General features: G+C 66.5%; 20 protein-coding genes and 1 tRNA gene. 15 read left to right on the top strand and 6 right to left on the bottom strand.

Annotation, left to right across the window (positions count from 1 at the left end; genetic code table 11):
* Nucleotides 1–914: 914 nt before the first annotated feature.
* Entirely contained in the window at nucleotides 915–1,199 is a 285-nt protein-coding gene (locus tag D9598_RS09315; protein ID WP_198366159.1) for a hypothetical protein, read from the bottom strand.
* Between the two features lie 711 nt (nucleotides 1,200–1,910).
* Here D9598_RS09315 and D9598_RS09310 point away from each other — a divergent pair.
* The 15 genes from D9598_RS09310 to D9598_RS09240 all read left to right on the top strand — a co-directional run bounded on the left by D9598_RS09310 (nucleotide 1,911) and on the right by D9598_RS09240 (nucleotide 12,312).
* The gene (locus tag D9598_RS09310) at nucleotides 1,911–2,246 is read left to right on the top strand and encodes a hypothetical protein (protein ID WP_198366158.1); all 336 of its coding nucleotides are present in this window, start codon (nucleotides 1,911–1,913) and stop codon (nucleotides 2,244–2,246) included.
* Nucleotides 2,243–2,425 (top strand): hypothetical protein, encoded by a 183-nt coding sequence (locus D9598_RS09305; RefSeq protein ID WP_198366157.1) that lies wholly within the window; start codon nucleotides 2,243–2,245, stop codon nucleotides 2,423–2,425. The genes D9598_RS09310 and D9598_RS09305 overlap by 4 nt, the downstream gene beginning before the upstream one ends.
* Nucleotides 2,426–2,451: 26 nt before the next feature.
* A complete protein-coding gene (locus tag D9598_RS09300) occupies nucleotides 2,452–3,249 on the top strand; it encodes a hypothetical protein (protein WP_198366156.1) in 798 nt (265 codons plus the stop codon).
* Between the two features lie 271 nt (nucleotides 3,250–3,520).
* Nucleotides 3,521–4,519: a hypothetical protein gene (locus D9598_RS09295; RefSeq protein WP_198366155.1), complete on the top strand. Its 999-nt coding sequence runs from the start codon at nucleotides 3,521–3,523 to the stop codon at nucleotides 4,517–4,519.
* 101 nt (nucleotides 4,520–4,620) lie between these two features.
* Entirely contained in the window at nucleotides 4,621–4,830 is a 210-nt protein-coding gene (locus D9598_RS21365) for an AlpA family transcriptional regulator (RefSeq protein ID WP_255528672.1), read from the top strand.
* Nucleotides 4,831–4,929: 99 nt separating this feature from the next.
* A complete protein-coding gene (locus D9598_RS09285) occupies nucleotides 4,930–5,307 on the top strand; it encodes a hypothetical protein (protein ID WP_198366153.1) in 378 nt (125 codons plus the stop codon).
* Between the two features lies 1 nt (nucleotide 5,308).
* Entirely contained in the window at nucleotides 5,309–5,686 is a 378-nt protein-coding gene (locus tag D9598_RS09280; RefSeq protein WP_370591975.1) for a head decoration protein, read from the top strand.
* The gene (locus D9598_RS09275) at nucleotides 5,683–6,282 is read left to right on the top strand and encodes a hypothetical protein (protein WP_198366151.1); all 600 of its coding nucleotides are present in this window, start codon (nucleotides 5,683–5,685) and stop codon (nucleotides 6,280–6,282) included. The genes D9598_RS09280 and D9598_RS09275 overlap by 4 nt, the downstream gene beginning before the upstream one ends.
* Nucleotides 6,282–6,725, top strand: coding sequence for a hypothetical protein (locus D9598_RS09270; RefSeq protein WP_198366150.1), 444 nt, complete (start codon nucleotides 6,282–6,284; stop codon nucleotides 6,723–6,725). The genes D9598_RS09275 and D9598_RS09270 overlap by 1 nt, the downstream gene beginning before the upstream one ends.
* Nucleotides 6,726–6,741: 16 nt before the next feature.
* Nucleotides 6,742–7,062, top strand: coding sequence for a hypothetical protein (locus D9598_RS09265; protein WP_198366149.1), 321 nt, complete (start codon nucleotides 6,742–6,744; stop codon nucleotides 7,060–7,062).
* Between the two features lie 151 nt (nucleotides 7,063–7,213).
* Complete coding sequence (locus D9598_RS09260; protein WP_198366148.1) at nucleotides 7,214–7,567, top strand: hypothetical protein; 354 nt, start codon at nucleotides 7,214–7,216, stop codon at nucleotides 7,565–7,567.
* 368 nt (nucleotides 7,568–7,935) lie between these two features.
* On the top strand, nucleotides 7,936–8,598 hold the full coding sequence (locus tag D9598_RS09255) for a toprim domain-containing protein (protein ID WP_232477036.1): 663 nt from the start codon (nucleotides 7,936–7,938) through the stop codon (nucleotides 8,596–8,598).
* Between the two features lie 17 nt (nucleotides 8,599–8,615).
* Nucleotides 8,616–10,511, top strand: coding sequence for a DUF927 domain-containing protein (locus D9598_RS09250; RefSeq protein WP_198366146.1), 1,896 nt, complete (start codon nucleotides 8,616–8,618; stop codon nucleotides 10,509–10,511).
* Nucleotides 10,512–10,822: 311 nt separating this feature from the next.
* Entirely contained in the window at nucleotides 10,823–11,548 is a 726-nt protein-coding gene (locus D9598_RS09245; protein WP_198366145.1) for a hypothetical protein, read from the top strand.
* Nucleotides 11,549–11,712: 164 nt separating this feature from the next.
* Nucleotides 11,713–12,312, top strand: coding sequence for a terminase small subunit (locus tag D9598_RS09240; protein ID WP_198366144.1), 600 nt, complete (start codon nucleotides 11,713–11,715; stop codon nucleotides 12,310–12,312).
* A 64-nt stretch (nucleotides 12,313–12,376) separates the two neighbouring features.
* Here the strand turns inward: D9598_RS09240 and D9598_RS09235 are convergent.
* The 5 genes from D9598_RS09235 to mreC form a co-directional block, all read right to left on the bottom strand.
* Nucleotides 12,377–12,452, bottom strand: a tRNA-Lys gene (locus D9598_RS09235).
* 75 nt (nucleotides 12,453–12,527) lie between these two features.
* The gene (rodA, locus tag D9598_RS09230; RefSeq protein WP_198366143.1) at nucleotides 12,528–13,676 is read right to left on the bottom strand and encodes a rod shape-determining protein RodA; all 1,149 of its coding nucleotides are present in this window, start codon (nucleotides 13,674–13,676) and stop codon (nucleotides 12,528–12,530) included.
* Nucleotides 13,673–15,571, bottom strand: a complete 1,899-nt coding sequence (mrdA, locus tag D9598_RS09225) for a penicillin-binding protein 2 (protein WP_198366142.1) — start codon at nucleotides 15,569–15,571, stop codon at nucleotides 13,673–13,675. The genes rodA and mrdA overlap by 4 nt, the downstream gene beginning before the upstream one ends.
* Nucleotides 15,568–16,110 carry a rod shape-determining protein MreD gene (gene mreD / locus D9598_RS09220; protein ID WP_198366141.1) on the bottom strand — a complete coding sequence of 181 codons (543 nt, stop codon included), beginning with the start codon at nucleotides 16,108–16,110 and terminating at the stop codon, nucleotides 15,568–15,570. The genes mrdA and mreD overlap by 4 nt, the downstream gene beginning before the upstream one ends.
* A gap of 16 nt (nucleotides 16,111–16,126) precedes the next feature.
* A complete protein-coding gene (gene mreC, locus D9598_RS09215; RefSeq protein ID WP_198366140.1) occupies nucleotides 16,127–16,990 on the bottom strand; it encodes a rod shape-determining protein MreC in 864 nt (287 codons plus the stop codon).
* Nucleotides 16,991–16,997 lie beyond the last annotated feature (7 nt).

Here is a 16,997-nt window from a genome sequence, read left to right as displayed (position 1 = left end):
GCTGATCGCGGATCTCGGCGGGGAGCGGGTGCTCACGCCAAGCTGTTGTCGATGGTTGTAAAGGCGGTGTGGCGCATCAGCGACCATCCAAACAAAGGCCTGATCACAGCATCTTGCTAAAACGGGTGGATAATATTCAGCCCCTCATGCGTTTCAAAACAGCAACATGATCAAAGTCGGCGCGGTGATGAGTTAGCTTCGCCGCAGGCTGGGGCTGCCAGGCCTTTAGGAACAGAGATGGTTATCAGCCATGAATGAGGAGCCAGAAAGTAGTAAGCCCTTTGGGCTAACATGCCCGAACTGTGGCGGAGTTCTGAAGAGGGTAGATGATCCGCTCGCCTTCATTTGCCATCTCGGACATGGCTACTCTGCGAGCGAGATGAGCTTGGCGCAGATGGATTTGATTGATCAGGCATTGGCGTCGGTCCGGCGCCTGATCAACGAGAGAGCGTTGCTTAGCGAGGTGTTTTCCTCTGAGGCCTTCGGTCGGGGAGACAAAGTACTTGGCAGCAGGTGGGCAGAGCTGCGCCGAGAGATGGAGCTGAAGTCAGAGATCCTACGAAGGCTCCTGGAGCATGGGTGGGGATAATCGGCCGGTAGGTCGACAGCGTGCGCGGCGCCAGCCGGCGGACGAGCCGCAATCAGATGGTCAACCTCGAGAGGCTGGTGGATATCGCTAAGCGCGTGGCGCCCCAAGGGATGCAGATCTGCCTCGTGTCGCCCGATAGAGATCAGTCAGCGCAGCGGGCAGAGCATCAAGGTCCGTGGTCATGGGCTGCTCCTCCCAGGCGGTGCCGCAACCAAAAACAATCTGGCCAGTTGATCTATCGCGCCGCACAATTCCTCCCCGCAGCGCATTGCCTATTGCCTTCTGCGTGTGAAATTGGCCCAGCCCGTGCTGGGCTTCTTTTTGCCTAGGCGTCGTCGGGCTTGAGCCGGTCGAGGGCGGCGCCGATGGTGATGGCGAAGTCGGGCCGATCTGGCTGCTCTGCCGCGGGCTCGGTCCGGACAAACCTAGTCCCCGCCCCGCCCCAGGCCTCCGCGATGAACTTGACCCCAGCCACCTCCAAGGCAGCGCGGATTGCAGCGATCATTCGCCGTTGATACGATAGCAGCGCCTGCTTGAGGGTATCGAGCCCAGACAATCGCCGCGCGTCTGGCTTCTGATCAACGCGACGCTCTGCGGCATCCCGCGCCATATCGGCGCCGATGCTGGAGCACGTCTAAATGAGAAATACTCAGTTCCTTGGCTATGACCGGATGCGTGGTGGCCACGCGCCTCACGCTCTCCGTAGAGAGTTTCTTGACGCGATCGACATCTACTCTGGGCTATCTGAGACGGACCCTCTCCCTGTGGCCCAAATGCAGGGTCGCGAGTTTTCGCTGAGCCAGCTCTGCGGCCTACTTTGGAACTGCACCGATTACCTGCCGAACGTGGAAATCTATGGCCTGGTGTTGATCGGGATCGAAGGGTGCAGGACTTATTCTCAAGCCGCCCGCGCCATCAAGGCAGAACTCCGCGAGTAGCTTGACCTAGGGAGCGGGGTTGCGAAGCCTCACCCCCGCCCCTCCCCCGTTCTCCGCGATGAACTCGACCCCGGCCGCCTCCAGGGCGGCGCGGATAGCAGTGATCGTAGTTACCCGAGGCTGCACCTCTCTACCTTCGAAGCGCATGATCGTCCGCTTCGGCACTCCGGCCGCTAGCGCGAGTTGATCGCGGCTCCAGTCCAGCAGCCCACGCGCTGCCCTAGACTGCTCTGGAGTAATGTCGCTTAAAGAGACTTTAGCGCTTGCGGCCATAGCTGCACAGTGTCACTAATGGCGACGTTCCACAAGGAACTGCGGCCGAGCGGGTGTTACCAGCACCGTCGCCCGGCCTGACCGCAACCCGCTCGTGAACGGAGCTGGCTATGGCTGAACGCGCCCATACCCCCGACGCCCTTATTGCGTCCAGCAGAAGAAGAGCCGTCCTCCGACCGTGGGCGGCCGCCTACCTCCTGGAGAAGCGCCGGCTCCAAGACGAGATCGAGCACCTCCTCGACCAGGTGGAGCTCCTGCTGGCCCAGGCCGATGCCCTGGACGGCGATCCCGACCTGGAGCCGGACGCCGATGGCGAGGCTGAGGCCGACGAAGCCTCGCTGCAGCCGGCGCAGCATCCGGCGGTGAACAATGTCATCCGGCTTCCCGGGCCGCGGCGGGCCCGCGCTAACTTCAGCAAGCCCGCACCGCTGGAGGCCGGCCGATGATCCGCCCCAGCCGCGCCCAGATGGCGCTCGCCTATGTTGCCAATGGCGACCTTCCGCCGCTTTCCATCCTCCACCGTCCGGCTGATCCCGTGCCGGCCGGTGACCGCGGCCTCCGCATCTTTGCCTACGCCATGGCGGCCCTCGCCGCCGGCCTCGGCACTTGGGCGGGGGCCATCTGATGGACTCGATCGGAAGAAGACACACCATGATCGCCGCCGGCCTGCTGGCATCCGCCCGGCCTGCGGCCTCAGCCGCCAGTATGGGGAATTCCCATATTTCCCCCAGCTCTGGTGAAAACATGCCAAGCGGGCACATTTACGCGCCGCGGGGCGAGAACCCGGACGTTGAGCTGATTGCCCTCTGCCGCCGCTACATGGTGATGGAGGAGGCCTACAACCGCTGCTTTGAGGAGATGCTGGCTGCCGAAGAGCGCGGCGACCAGGCGGCCGAGGACGCTTTCAGCAAAGAACAAGACATCCGCGCTCCCGTGATGCGAGACCTGCTCTTCGACATCATGGACATCCCGGCCCGAACGGCCGAAGGCGCCAAGGCGAAAGCCACCGCCGCGCTGACGAGGGTTCAGCGTGATCGCGACGGGTATCCCTACGGGTTGGAGGATGCCGTGATGGACTCGCTGGCTAGCGACATCTTGTATCCCGCTTTCGCTCTCTCGACGGATTCCCCGTTTGCCCTGCTGTTGGAAGAGCTGAGCACTGTCACGGCCCGATACCTGACGGCTTGGGATACCTGCGGGAAGCTGCTCCATCAGGAGGGAACCCCCGAACTCGTGGAGGCCAAAGCCGCCGAGGTCGAGTATGAGGCAATGCTGTCGCGCATTGCGGCCCTGCCTGCCCGCGATCCCCTCGGCATGGTGCTGAAGGCAGCCATTATCCTTCGCGAGCTGGAGAATTTTGATCTCAACAGGCCCGAGGGAGAGGTGGCCCGCTCCCTGCGCGCCGACTTGGCCCGCAACTTTCCGCAGATCCACCAGGTGGTGTGGTGATGCCGATCAGCCTTGGCCTTCCTGTTAACGGTGACCAGGTAGCGCAGCGCCTGCGCGCCGAAGGCCGCCCACCATCCCTCGGTTTGTAGGAGGGCGCCATGGGCCCGGCGCAGGAGGGGATAGTGGGATGGCGCCGGGCCCTGGCCCCGGCCGCTCTGGCTGGGCTAGGCTGCCTGCCAGGCGCGGCTAGGACTGGCCGCCGAAAGCCGGCTCCTCATGGCCGGCCCGCCGCGCCGTCTTGCCATCATGGGGCAGCCGGCATGAGGTGGCGATGAGCATCATCAGGCTTCCACCTGTCGCTGTGCCTGTGCTGGTGCGGCGGCAAAGTCATCCGGACGTGAATGTCGTGGGCGCGCCCGTTCTCTTCGTGCGCGGGAACGATACCGGCACGACAAAGCCCACCATCGATGTCGTCATCAAAGATCCGTGGGACCAAAGTATCGCCTGGCTGATCAGCTCAGGCGGGAGCTTTCTGGAAAGCCAGCTCATAGAACGGCTGCACTTCGACCTGCCGGGCCAGCTCGGCCAGCCCCTCAGCTCCGCAGCCATAGACTATCAGGAATCGGACTTTCTCGACCGTCTGCTTCATAATGCCGGCCAGCCATTGACCAGTCGTCAGATTGCCGAACTTCTGATGCCCATTCTGCATGGGATCCGTCGTGGCAGCCTGGTCCTGGCCAGCTTGGCGTGGCCGCCAACGCCAAGGCCGATGTACGTCGCATTCGCTCCTGAGACCATTGGCCTATGGGATCTGCGCCTTGGTGAAGATCGCGCCGAACTGCGTGACGGATCTGGTGATCCGCGTCACTCCTTACGCGTCTTCACGAGCTCCGAGTGGCAGACAATGGCACGCCTGTCTTATCGACTCCCGCTACCCTCCTCCGTCGGCTCGGATGCTGAGATGGCAAGCATCATTCCAAACGGCTTTCGCTTACTCCGGCTGAGGGGCGGGCAGATTCTGACGTTCGACCGGCCCGATCTGCTGGAGATGGATAGGCGGCTCCTGAATGGTCCGAAGAAGAACGCGAAGCCGGAGCAGATTCTTGAGTTCCTTGCCCCTCACATGGAGAAGCATGCGAAGGCTGGCTTGCCGGTGAAAGAGGCTGATGCGCTGAAAGCGACGGAGGAATGGATTGAGCGAAGCTTCGATGGCCGGCTGATAGTTCGTCAGCGGCCATGGAGAGTCGCGTGGGGCAAGATTGATAAGGCGCACATAGTGCCGGTCGGCGGGCTACCGACGAAAGCCGTCAAAACAGATAAGTCGGAATAGTAGACCGACGCATTTAACGCATCTGGCGAACTCCAACCGCACTGAGCGAACTTTAGTCCTGCCGAGGCCACAAGGGGCGCAGGCAGTAACTGGAGGAGATAATGCGGAAGCCGAGTGAGACGTCGCGCCGCTGGCACCGTCGCCGCGGAGCAGCTGAGTATGCTGGCTGCAGCGAGCGGACCTTGGAGAACTTGGCGATCAAGGGCGGAGGCCCTGCCTTCGCCAAGGTGGGCCGGATGGTCTTCTATGCCGAAGACGAGCTTGATTCCTGGCTGACCTCGCGCCTGGTCCGCAGCACCAGCGAGCGCTGATCCAGCCAACTAATAATTCGAGGAACCGAAATGATGACGAAACCACTTCGCCGGGCTCCGGCGGGGAACAGCGGCCCCTTGCCGGTGATGAACCGCCGTATGGCGGCCACGCTCGGCCTCTGCGCGCCGCCGCTCGATAGCAGGGACGGCCTGAAGCTGTTCGAGGTGAACCGGAAGTCCAGGCAGTTGAAGTCGGCGTTGAAGAAGCGTTTGAAGCAAGCTTTGCTCAAGCCCAAGGCCTCGGCCGCGGGTGCCCCGGTGTGCCGCTTTGCGCACCTCGCGAACGTCCAGCTTCCTCGCCTTGCGAGCAAGGTCGAGCCGCCCCATCAGGCGCTGCAGGAGGCATCCTGGCCGCAGCATGCCGTGATGAATGGCGGCGGCGGCTTCAGGGCTGACAGCACCCGCTATCCCAGCGCCGAGGCCGCGGCGGACGCCGTCCTGCGCGCGACCGCGAAGGGCCGCGGGAGGGGTGGCTAACGTGGCGCAGAGTGTCTTCCAGACATCCGAGGCCTACGAACCGGACAAGCTGATCGCCGGCCTCACCCAGATCGCGACCTGGAACGGCGTGCTGATCGCCGGCCAGAACCTCAAGCGCGGTGCGGTGGTCGGCCGGATCACGGCGTCCGGCAAGGTCACGTTGAGCGCCTCGGCAAGCTCGGACGGCAGTCAGGTGCCCTTCGGCATCATCGCCGACGACTATGACGCCAGCGCCGTCGACCTCGGCAATGTCGGCGTCTACGTCAAGGGTGAGTTCAACGAGAACGCCGTCATCCTTGGCGCCGGCCACAACCTGGCCTCCGTCCGCGATCCTCTGCGCGATGCCGGGATCGTCCTGAAGGGGAGTATCGCGGCGTGACGACGGACAGCATTGATGTAGTTGACGAAAGCGACGCCACGGAGATCGACATCCGGGCGCTCCAACCTGCTGACGAGACGGCGGCCTCGCTGGCGGCGGCCGTCGCCTCGGCCAAGCGGGCTTCGGAGAAGCTGACCTTGCAGCTCGATGCCCTACGCGGCCGACGCGCCGACATGCTGCTGCACGCGGCGCATGCCGACATCCTGGCGATCGATGCGCGGATTGCAAGTGCGGGGCTGGCGAGTGAGCGGGTGAACACTCTCCTGAATGACCTGGCCCAGCGATACGCCGCGGCTTCGCAGCGCGAGGGCACGGGCAGGATGCTGGCCGAAATCGAGGCGCTCCACGCTTCGGCCGTGATGGCCATCGAGGCGCTGGAAAGCTGGGCGGCGGACTATGAGGAAATCCGGAACCTTATCGGGAAAGGACTGCGGCTTCATGATCAGGCCGAGCGCGCGCGGGTGGAACTGATGGAGGCGGTCGAGGCCGCCTACCAGGATCCGACCATCCGCGCGCGGGGCGCCCTGTCGCTGAAGCAGCCGGTGATGCCGGATCTTCTGCCGCGCGCCGTCTTTCCGACCTGGAGGATCACGTGATGCAGAACGATGACAGCATCCGTGTCACGGTCGCGCCGGGCGCGCGCGTACGCCTCCATCCGCATCCCTCCGGATGGACCGGCCTGTCGGATCTTTTGCTAGATGCAGGAGAGTCACTCCAGGTGACCCGCGCCGAAGCGGCGCTGCTCTATGAGCGGCGGCAGATCCTGCATCCCGACACCGGCGCGGTGAAGCCGGTGCTGCCGACGCCGGATGGCGCCACGATCAGCATCGGTGGCCGGCCGGCCGTTCCGCTGTCCGCCAATGGAGTATGGGGAATGCAGTTGGCCTCGGATGAACGCCGGCTCCTCAATGAGCATGCGGAGCGCAAGGCATTGGAGGCAAAGACGCTGCGGGAGGCCGATCCGCATATCCGGCCGAGGGTGACTATTGAGGAGCAGTTGCTGCTGGCGCCGCTCCAGTTCCGCGACACCGATATCTGATTGAAGGAAGCAATAGATGAGCAGCACGAACCGGCCGGGCGCCTTTACCCTGGCATCGCCCATCGCCGCACCGACCGGCGTCGCGGTGTCGGAGACCGACCTGTCTTGGCGGCGCGAGCGCGAGCGCATCAGCCGTGAGGCGGACGCGATGGACCGCGCGCGTGCCGCCGCGCCGCGCATCACGCTGGTCGCCATCACCGGCTTTACCATCGTGGATGATCTGCATCCCGACGGCCGCATCGTCGAGGCTGGCGATGAGTTCACGATCGCCGATGTCGACCTGCCGCTGTACGCCGCACGCGGCAGGCTGAAGTCGATGTTTCCGACGCGCGAGTAATTGACGGGAGCCTCGCAGCAGCGTGGCTCCCATTTCCTTATTGTAGAAGCGAGGCATCGCAATGCCCTCCCGAAGGACCGAGGCCCTCTTCATCGCCGCAATCGGAACTGACGGGGTCCGCTTCGTCGCCAGCCCGACGCCTCACCCGGACATGCCGTATGTCGTGCTCAGCGATGTTCTGGCCGTTCTCGGCTTCGAAGCAGCCGACCGGATGGCTCTTGTTCGTCGCCTTCGGTCCGGCGCAATTCACGAGGTCTGCCGTGTCTATCTGGACGATGAAATTGCGCTGACTGTCCCGACGTGGATAGCGCGCTCCATAGCGCGCGGCATTGCAGGCCATCGTCGTGGCGTGAGCAGTCTGTTGCTCCGCCTGGATCTTGCCGCCCGCGACGCGCTTGCGGAGCGGGTCAGGCTTCTTCCGCCGTCTGCCCGGATCCGTTGGGTTGAGGCGGCGCTTCGCCAGTCCGATTGGTCAGACGCTCCCGCGCATGGCGGTATGGCGTGACGCGGGGGCCCGGCGCGCACGAAGTATCGCGGATGCTGGCGGCGCGCGCGCCCGAACTGGCGCGTGAGCTGCTTCCTAATGGCCGGCGTGAGGGGCATGAATGGCGATGCGGAAGCCTTCAAGGTGAGAAAGGGCAATCGCTGGCGGTCAGGCTCCACGGCGAACGCGCAGGCGTGTGGAGCGACTTCAGCTCGGGGGAGCGCGGTGACGCGCTGGATCTGGTCGCCGGAGTTCTGTTCGGTGGAAACAAGGGTGACGCCCTTCGCTGGGCGTCCCGATGGCTCGGCCTGAGCAACGGAATCGCTCCCGCTGCAAGACCAAGACAAGTCGGAAGAGCGCTGTCTGATAGGGAGCCCGACAAGGAGCTGATGCGACGTCGTCGCCAGGCGCTTGGCCTGTTCCTCGCCGGTCAACGACAGATCCTGGGGACGCCGGCGGAGGACTATCTGGCCGGGCGAGGGATTCAGCTTCGCGACCTGGGCCGGCAGCCGGCCGCGCTCCGTTTCCATGAAGCGATCTGGTGCAGCGAGGCAGGACATCCTCTTCCCGCATTGCTCGCCGCGATCTGCGAGCCCGGCGGGCGTCACATCGCCACCCACCGGACCTATCTCGCCCAGGATGGCGCCGGCATCTGGCGCAAGGCTGCGCTTCGGCACCCGAAGAAGGTCTATGGATCGTATGGCGGCGGCGTCGTTCCGCTCTGGCGCGGCAGCAGTGGGCTGCCCCTTAAGATGGCGCCACCCGGTGAGCAGATCGTCATCGCCGAGGGGCTGGAGGCCGCGCTTTCCATCGTCGTGTCGGTGCCGGAGCAGCGCGTGGTGTGCGCTGTCTCGCTGGGGAATCTCGGGTCGATCAGCCTGCCGCCCGCCATCACCACCGTGATCGTCGCCGCCGACAACGACGGCGACAACCCGGCCGCTGCGCAAGCCCTGCAGCGTGCCATTGATCGCTTCACCGCCGAGGGTCGCGAAGTGCGCATCGCCCGTTCGCCGGTTGGCAAGGATTTCAACGACTGCATTGTTTCGCGCTGAGGCGCGCCGGAGACGCCATGTCCACTGACGATAAACCTGGAAAGCGCCGAATTAAGGCAGCCATCGCTGAAGCGAAGCCCGCCTCCATTACCCCCAGCTCTTCCAATGTCGTGGAATGGCATGGCCTCGGTCGCTTCTTCAAAGTCGATGCTGACGGAATCTGGCGGGACACTGAAAAGAGCCCAATCTGGGTCTGCGGGCCGATGCGGCTGCTGGCGGAAACTCGCTCCAGCGATGGGAATGGATGGGGTCTTCTGGTCGAGTTCCGCGACAGCGACGGCAAGCAGAAGCAGCTGGTGATCCCCCGCCGAGCCCTGGCAGGCGATGGCGCGATGGTGCGCGAGATGCTCGCTGATGGTGGCTTGCGCCTCGGCGTCAGTCCGCCCGCGCGCCAAGCGCTTCTTGAGCTGCTGGGCCAGGCACGCTCACCTACACGGGCAACCGCCGTTCCGCGGGTCGGGTGGCACCGTGTTGGCGGAAAGCTCGTCTTCGCCTTGCCTGGCCACGCGATTGGCGCCGGTGACGAGGGTGTCTTCATCGAGCAGGAGACGCGCCCACCCAACGCCTTCGCGCAGCACGGGGAGTTAGCGGATTGGAAAGCCAAGGTCGGCCAGCTCTGCATAGGAAACTCCCGGCTCGCCCTGGGCGTGGCGGCCGCCTTCGCCGCGCCGCTCCTGTATCTAGTCGGTGCCGAGGGCGGCGGGGTCCACTTCAGGGGGTCATCGCGAACTGGCAAGACCTCCGCGCTGTTGATGGCCTGCAGCGTCTGGGGCGGCGAGGCAGGCGGGGGTGCGGCTGGGTATCTGCGTTCCTGGAAAACCACGGCGAACGCCTTGGAGGGGACGGCTGCCGGCCATTCCGACGCGCTGCTGCCGCTCGACGAAATCGGGCTGGTCGACAGTCGGGAACTCGGCGAGGCCGCTTACGTCTTGATGGGTGGCCGCGGGAAGATCAGGGCCAGCCGCAGTGGCATGGTTCGGCCTGAACTACGATGGCGCGTGCTGGTCTTGTCTTCCGGCGAGGTCGGCGTGGTTGAAAAGAACGCGGAGGCCGGCAAGCAAACTCGTGCAGGGCAGTTGATTCGGCTCGTGGAGGTCAACGCAGATGCCGGAGCTGGCCATGGTCTCTTCGAACAGCTGCACGGTCATGCGAGTGGCGCCGCCTTCTCCGATCACATCCGTGCCGTCACCTCCGTGCATTTCGGCACGGCGGCGATGGCCTGGCTCGCGTGGCTGGCGCAACGCCTTGCGGCGGACGAGGGCGGGTTCCGAGCTGAGCTGGCGCGGCGCCGGGACGCGCTGGCGCGTCAGCTCTTGCCGCCCGGTGCGACGGGTCAGGTGACGAGCGTCGCATCTCTTTTTGCGGTGGTCGCGTTGGCTGGAGAACTGGCCGTCGAGGCTGGCATTCTCGACTGGCCTGACGACGAAGCTGCCGATGCCGCCCGGCAGTGCTTCGAGGCCTGGATCGGAGAGCGCGGGACGGTTGGCGCGCAGGAAGACCAGCAGGCCGAGACCCAACTCCGTCGCTTCATCCAACTTCACGGGCCCGGCCGATTTCAGCTCTGGGGCAGGGCGCCGGATGAGGTGCAAGACGATGCGGATACGCGTCCCGATCAGCCACCGCATGAACGTTTTCGCACTGTCAATCGTGCTGGATTTCGTCGCTGGGAGCCCGTCCAGGAGGGCAAGGGAACCCGTTGGCGATGGGTCTATTATGCAACCAGCACGGGCATGAACGAAGCATTGGCCGGCCTCCAGTTTCGCCAATCAGTTGCGTCTTTGACTGAGCGCGGGTTCCTGGTCAGCGATCAGAACGGCCGCAGTTCGCAGTCCTTGAGGCCAACCGGGGAGCCGAAGCAGAGGCTCTATGTCATCGCCGACAAGCTGTTTTCGGAGGACGAAGCCGACCTTTGACCCCGGTTTGTGTGCCAAAAAGCCTCGATTTGGAACACGAAGAAAACCCTGTGTTCCGTACAAGCCATTGATAATAAACGGTTGGAACACGGGAACACTGGAACACGGATTTCTGGATAGATAAAGGAAGAAAGGTGGGAGAATGAAAGAGGAATTTGGGTCCGATCCGGGGCAATTGGCCTCACGCTGAACACACTAAATAGTTGAGGATTAGGGCTAATCCCAGGGTCAGGGATTTCTCTCTTAGGTTGTATATCGACCGTCGTGCATTGTCGCTGGCGGCCATCATGGAAAGCTCAGGAGGCTTCCGAATGTTCGACATCAAGGCGGATTTTCGCCCTCTTATCCGCACGCTGAATGATCTGGAGAAACGGCAGATTCCATTCGCCACGGCGCTGGCGCTGACTAGGTCGGCGCAGGCTGGTCAGAGGGCCGTCGCACGGGAGATGCCCAGCATCTTCGACAAGCCGACGCCCTTCACCATGCGGAGCAATTACGTCAAGCCAGCGACCAGAACGGATCTGGTCGCGGCGGTACATCTGCGCGACAGGGCGTCAAACGGCGCGGCCACCAGTCGGTATCTGGCGCCGAACATCATCGGAGGGCCGCGGGCTCTCAAGAAATCGGAGCTCATCCTCCGCGCCGCGGGCATCCTGGCGCCGGGAAAGTTCCTGATGCCGGGGCTGGCTGCGGAACTCGATGCTTACCGCAACATCAACAAAGGGCAACTCACGAAGGTCCTGTCGGTCGTCAAGGCATTGGACGGCACAAGCGCATTCCGACGTCGCGGACAGGGAAAGCGTCGCAATGAAAAGTATTTCGCGATCCGTCCCGGCACCAATCGTGGCGGGCTGAAGCCGGCTGTCTACGAGCGGATCGGCCGGAACGTGGTGCCCGTCTACGGTTTCGGATCGCAGCCGCGCTACGAACCGATCTTCGACCTCTACGGCATCGTGCGCGAGGCTGCTGAAGCTGCGCTGACCGACGAGTTCCGCAAGGCGCTGCGCCATGCTCTGGCGACGGCCAGGAGGCGGTAGGCCACGGATGGCAGGCGATCTGCCTGCCTCCCCCACCCCCCCCAACGGGTCCTTCCAAAGGGGGTCCTGGACCGGGGGGTAATTCGCGCCCGGTTTCAGACTCCGTCTGATATAGAAAGACAGACCCTAAGTTGTGGACTGCGTCGATGATTGGAGGATCTGGAATGCTGGTCAATAAATCTGAGCTGGCGACGATACTGTCTGTCTCTTTGTCTACGCTGCACGAATGGATCCGCAAGGACCCTGCTTTTCCTGTTCATACGCGCGGAAGTTATGGCGTCGAGTGGCAGTTCGATGCGGACCAGGTGATGGCGCACCTGCAGCACAAAGAGGAAGCCGAGCTGGAGGCACAGCGGGAGCGAAGGGAGCGGTTGGAGCAGTACCGATTGCCGCTTACCGGCCAGGAAGGCGCCGCCGCTGATGACACCGACTTCACGCCGCAGCAGGCCCTGGCGCTGGTCCGTAAGCGCCGTCTGGAGCTGGAGATGGCCCGGGAGGCCGGCTTCCTCGTGCAAGCCTCGGAGGTGCGGGAAGCTCTAGGCGCGGCCTTCTCAAACCTCGGCAAGGCACTCCAGAGCCTTCCTGGTCAAATCGGCCGCACGCATGGGCTACCCGAGCCTGTTGTGCGCTCGATCCGCGGCTCAGTGGACACGTTTCAGAGGAACTTGGTCCGCGACCTTCAGCACCTGATGTCAGGTATGGAGCAGCCCCGGCCAGCCGGCGATACGATGGAGAAGAGTGAGCTGCCGCTGAGTCCGCAGTGAGTCCGCAGAAGAGGCTGCCCGCATTTGGCCACTCTTCTAAATCACTCTAAGTCATTGAAGGCGTTGGTGGGCGCACTAGGGCTCGAACCTAGGACCCGCTGATTAAGAGTCAGCTGCTCTACCAACTGAGCTATGCGCCCCACCCGGATCTCGGCGGTGATGGCCGCCGTTCCGTGGGGGCGGCTTTTACCGCATCCGCCCGGCTTGGCAACCCCCTAATCGCCGCCCGCGCCAAATTCCGTGTCCCGATGCACATGGACGGAGGCCAGCAGGCCGAAGCCCACCATGCTGGTCAGCATGGCCGAGCCGCCATGGCTGATCAGCGGCAGCGGAACACCGCCCACCGGAATGCTGCCGGTGACCATGGCGATGTTCACGAAGACATAGAGGAAGTAGTTCACCCCAAGCCCCAGGGCGACCAGCCGCCCGTACTGGCTGCGGCAGCGCAGCGCCGTCAGCAGCGCGAAGATCACCACCAGCGCCAGCAGGGCCAGCACGGCCAGCGAGCCGACCAGGCCGAACTCCTCGGCCCACATCGTGAAGATGAAGTCGGTCTGCTTCTCCGGCAGGAAGTTCAGGTGCCCCTGCGTCCCCTGCAGGAAGCCCTTGCCCCAGAGCCCGCCCGAGCCCAGCGCGATCTTCGACTGGATGATGTTGTAGCCGGATCCGAGCGGATCGCTCTCCGGATCGAGGAAGACCAGGATGCGGGCCTTCTGGTAGTCGCGCAGGCGCTCATAGGCCAGGGGCGCGATGGCCAGGGCCGCGCCGCCCACCAGGGCGAACTTCCACCACCGCACCCCGGCCGCCCAGAACACGGCGCCGCCGACCATCAGCGTGATCAGGCCGGTGCCCAGGTTGGGCTGCTTCAGGATCAGCCCGACCGGCAGCAGCACGGCCAGCAGCGGCGGGACGAGGAACAGCGGCTGCCCGATCCGCTCCTCGCCGGCGCGGTGGAACCACGCCGCCAGGGCCAGGACCAGCAGGATCTTCATCAGCTCGGAAGGCTGCAGCTGGAAGGGACCCAGCTCGATCCAGCGCTGCGCCCCCTTCCCCACCTGGCCGTGCAGCGCGACGAGGACCAGCAGCCCCACGCCCAGCGCATAGCCTGCCCAGGACAGCCGCGCGACCAGCCGCAGATCGGTCATGGCCAGGCCCAGCATCAGCACCAGGCCGAAGCCGAAGCGCAGGGCATGGCGGCCGGCATAAGGCTCGGGCGAGCCGCCGCCGGCGGAATAGAGCGCGACATAGCCGACAGCGGCGATGGCGCAGAGCAGCAGCACGAAGCCCCAGGGGATCAGCCAGAACTTCTCCAGCAGGCCGGGGCCGCGGTTGCGCGTCAGCAGGCGGCGCTCGAAGACCGTCACGGCCGGCCTCTCGCCGGCGGCGGCGCCTCCGCGAGCCGCCCCGCCTCCGCGGCGCCTCCGGCCTGCGGCGCGGCGGGCGGCCGCAGCCGGGTCATCACCTCCACCATCACCTCCCGCGCCAGCGGCGCCGCCGCGCCCGAGCCGCTGGTGCCGTGCTCGACCACCACCGAGATGGCGTAGCGCGGATCGTCATAGGGCGCGAAGGCCACGAAGAGGGCGTGCGGCCGCCATTCGCGTGGCTGGCTCTCGACCCGGAAGCCCCGCTCCCGCTGCTCCCGGCTGACGCGCCGCACCTGGGTGGTGCCGGTCTTGCCGGCCAGCGCGCCGAGGCCCGGCGGCAGCTGCGCCACCCGCGCGGTGCCCCCGGCCTCGTTCACCACCGCCCACATCGCCTCCCGGACCAGCTTCAGGTCACGCTCGGCCAGGCCGAGGGAGGGCCAGTCCTCCGCCCGGGCGCCCATGACCGGCCGGCCGCCGATGGCCTGGGTCAGGTGCGGCTGCACCGCCCGCCCGCTGGCCAGCCGCGCCGCCATGGTGGCGAGCGAGAGCGGGGTGAGCTGATAGAAGCCCTGGCCGATGCCGTGCACCACCGTGTCGCCCAGGTTCCAGGGCTTGCCCTGCCGGGTGCGCCATTCCCGCGTCGGCACGAAGCCGGGGCGGGTTCCAGGCAGTTCGATCTCCAGCTCGACGCCGAGGCCCAGCCGCTTCGCCATGGCGGCGATGCGGTCGATGCCGAGCCGCCGCGCCACCTCGTAGAAGTAGACGTCGCAGGATTGCTTCAGCGCCCCGCGCAGGTCCAGCGCGCCGTGGCCGCGCCGGTTCCAGCAGTGGAAGCGGCTGTCGCCCAGGTCGTAATGCCCCGGGCAGGTCAGGCGGTCGGTGGGCGTGACGACCCTGGCCTCCAGTGCCGCCAGGCCGACCACCATCTTGAAGGTGGAGCCGGGCGCGTAGAGGCCATTGGTGGTCTTGTTGATCAGCGGCGTGGCGCGGCTGCGCGTCCATTCCCGCCATTGCGCCGCCGAGATGCCGGAGCTGAACAGGTTGGGATCGAAGCCCGGCTGGCTGGCCATGGCCAGCACCTCGCCGTTCCGCGCATCCATCACGACGACGCTGGTGCCCTCCTCGATGCGGTCGCGCACCGCCTTCTGCAGCCCGGCATCGACCGAGATCCGCACCTCCCGCCCCGCCACGCCCTCCCGCCGGTCCAGTTCGCGGATGACGCGGCCCACCGCGTTCACCTCCATCTGCACCGTGCCGGCGCGGCCCCGCAGCACGCGCTCGTGATGCCGCTCGATGCCGGCGCGGCCGACGCGGATGCCGGGCAGGCTGAGCAGCGGGTCGCCATCCATGTCGGCTTCCGCCGGAGGGGCGACATAGCCCACGACATGCGCCAGATGCTCGGCCAGCGGATAGGTCCGCGTGGTGCCGACATCGACGCTGATGCCGGGAAGGTCGGGGGCATTGGCCTCGATGCGAGCCATCTCCTCCCAGCTCAGGAACTCCTGCACCACCACCGGCACGAAGCGGCGGCGGCGGCGGATGTCGCGCTCGATCCGCGCCACCTCGCCCTCGGCCAGGGGCAGCAGCCGGCTAAGGGTCGCGAGCGTGGCGCCGACATCCTCCGCCTGCTCGGCGGTCAGCAGCACGCGCCAGTTCAGCGCGTTGGCGGCGACCACGCGGCCGGCGCGGTCCAGGATGCGGCCGCGCGGCGGTGCCAGCAGCCGGGTGGAGATGCGGTTCTCCTCGGCCAGGGTGGCATAGCGCTCGCCCTCCTCCAGCTGCAGCTTCTGCAGCCGGTAACCCAGGAAGCCGAGCAGGCCGAGCTGCCCGGCGCCGAGCAGCAGGGCGCGGCGGGTGAAGAGGGCGCGACGCCGCTCCTCCTCACGCCGGCTCACCCGGCCGTCTCCTCGGCCCGGCGCATCGCCCGGTGCAGCGCGGTGAGTGGCGCCGCGAGGGCGGGATAGAGGCCAAGGCTGAGGGCGCCCTGCACCAGCGCCGGAACCGGCGAGGGCAGCCGCCAGCCCAGCAGCGCCGTGAGCAGCCAGCCGAGCCCCGCCGCGGCCAGGGCGAAGCCCGAGAAGGCCAGCCAGACCAGCGCGAAGGGCTGCCGGGCCAGCAGGCGGCGCAGGCGCAGCACCGTGCCATGGGTGAGCAGCAGGGTCAGCACGCCGATGCCGAGCGGCGCGAAGCCCAGCAGGTCCTGCAGCAGGCCCAGGGCGAAGCAGGCGGGCGGCGGCATGACGGCGGGGCGGAACAGGGACCAGAAGAAGACGCAGCCGAGCGCCACGGCCGGCACCGCCGAGGGCAGGCCGGTGGGCGCGGAGAGCAGCACCATCAGCAGGGCCGTGCCGGCCGCCGGGCAGGCGGCGCGCGCCAGGGCATCGAGCCGCGTCAGCAGCCCCGGGGGCGATTGCCGGCCGCCGCTCAGCACCATGCCCGCCCGCCCCGGCTCAAGGACGGCCGCGCGCTTCGGGCCGGGCGACCGCCTCGGGCGGCAGGATGCCGGACAGCCCGAAATCGAAGATCCGCAGCAGGTCCAGCCGCTCCAGACGGGCGAACAGCTCCACCTCGGGCGCCCCGCCCTCCGGCCAGCGGACCACGCCCACCGGCAGGCCGGCGGGAAAGATGCCGGCCTCGGCGCTGGTCACCACCCGCTCGCCCTCGCGCGGGGGGCTGCCCTCCGGCCAGTGCTGCAGGCGCGGCCGGGCGCCGTTGGTGCCGGCCAGGATGGCGCGGGACCGGCTGTCCTCCAGCGCCACGGGGAGGCGGCTGTTCATGTCGGTGAGCAGCAGGACGCGGGCCGAGCGGCTGCCGACCTCGGTGACGCGCCCGGCGAGCCCGTTCTCGTCCAGCGCCACCTGCCCCTTGCGCAGCGTGACGCCCGGCGGCGTGGCCAGCAGCACCGCCCGGGCGTAGGTGCCACCGGCATCGGCGACGACACGGGCGGTCTGGAAGGCCGCGGGCGGATCGGGGATGAAGCGGAGCTGGCGGCGCAGCAGGGCGTTCTCCGTCTCCAGCGCCAGGGCGGCGGCCTGCCAGCGGTGCAGCCGCCCGTTCTCCTCCCGCAGGCGCCGGTTCTCGGCCTGGATCTCGGAAATCTGCCGCAGCTCCTGCAGGGCGCCGCGCACCGCCCCGGCCGGCCGGGTCAGCAGGACGTAGAAGGGGGTGAGGGCGTCGGCCAGGGCCATGCGCCCGCGCTCGACCAGCGCCGGATCGGCCTTGCCGAGCAGCACCAGGCCCAGCGCCACCGCCAGGAGCATCGGCAGGAACAGGCGGGACAGGGCCTGGCGCAGCGGTATGCTGAGACGGATCAAGCGGCCT

Source organism: Roseomonas sp. KE0001 (genome assembly GCF_016107285.1).
GTDB lineage: Bacteria > Pseudomonadota > Alphaproteobacteria > Acetobacterales > Acetobacteraceae > Pseudoroseomonas.
This window is presented reverse-complemented; position numbering and strand designations above follow the sequence as displayed.

What these genes read in the sequence shown, in the direction of transcription:
- D9598_RS09315 (WP_198366159.1), bottom strand. Translation starts at nt 1,199, where the DNA reads ATGGCGCGGGATGCCGCAGAGCGTCGCGTTGATCAGAAGCCAGACGCG.
- D9598_RS09310 (WP_198366158.1), top strand. Translation starts at nt 1,911, where the DNA reads ATGGCTGAACGCGCCCATACCCCCGACGCCCTTATTGCGTCCAGCAGA.
- D9598_RS09305 (WP_198366157.1), top strand. Translation starts at nt 2,243, where the DNA reads ATGATCCGCCCCAGCCGCGCCCAGATGGCGCTCGCCTATGTTGCCAAT.
- D9598_RS09300 (WP_198366156.1), top strand. Translation starts at nt 2,452, where the DNA reads ATGATCGCCGCCGGCCTGCTGGCATCCGCCCGGCCTGCGGCCTCAGCC.
- D9598_RS09295 (WP_198366155.1), top strand. Translation starts at nt 3,521, where the DNA reads ATGAGCATCATCAGGCTTCCACCTGTCGCTGTGCCTGTGCTGGTGCGG.
- D9598_RS21365 (WP_255528672.1), top strand. Translation starts at nt 4,621, where the DNA reads ATGCGGAAGCCGAGTGAGACGTCGCGCCGCTGGCACCGTCGCCGCGGA.
- D9598_RS09285 (WP_198366153.1), top strand. Translation starts at nt 4,930, where the DNA reads ATGGCGGCCACGCTCGGCCTCTGCGCGCCGCCGCTCGATAGCAGGGAC.
- D9598_RS09270 (WP_198366150.1), top strand. Translation starts at nt 6,282, where the DNA reads ATGCAGAACGATGACAGCATCCGTGTCACGGTCGCGCCGGGCGCGCGC.
- D9598_RS09265 (WP_198366149.1), top strand. Translation starts at nt 6,742, where the DNA reads ATGAGCAGCACGAACCGGCCGGGCGCCTTTACCCTGGCATCGCCCATC.
- D9598_RS09260 (WP_198366148.1), top strand. Translation starts at nt 7,214, where the DNA reads ATGCCGTATGTCGTGCTCAGCGATGTTCTGGCCGTTCTCGGCTTCGAA.
- D9598_RS09255 (WP_232477036.1), top strand. Translation starts at nt 7,936, where the DNA reads ATGCGACGTCGTCGCCAGGCGCTTGGCCTGTTCCTCGCCGGTCAACGA.
- D9598_RS09250 (WP_198366146.1), top strand. Translation starts at nt 8,616, where the DNA reads ATGTCCACTGACGATAAACCTGGAAAGCGCCGAATTAAGGCAGCCATC.
- D9598_RS09245 (WP_198366145.1), top strand. Translation starts at nt 10,823, where the DNA reads ATGTTCGACATCAAGGCGGATTTTCGCCCTCTTATCCGCACGCTGAAT.
- D9598_RS09240 (WP_198366144.1), top strand. Translation starts at nt 11,713, where the DNA reads ATGCTGGTCAATAAATCTGAGCTGGCGACGATACTGTCTGTCTCTTTG.
- mreD (WP_198366141.1), bottom strand. Translation starts at nt 16,110, where the DNA reads ATGGTGCTGAGCGGCGGCCGGCAATCGCCCCCGGGGCTGCTGACGCGG.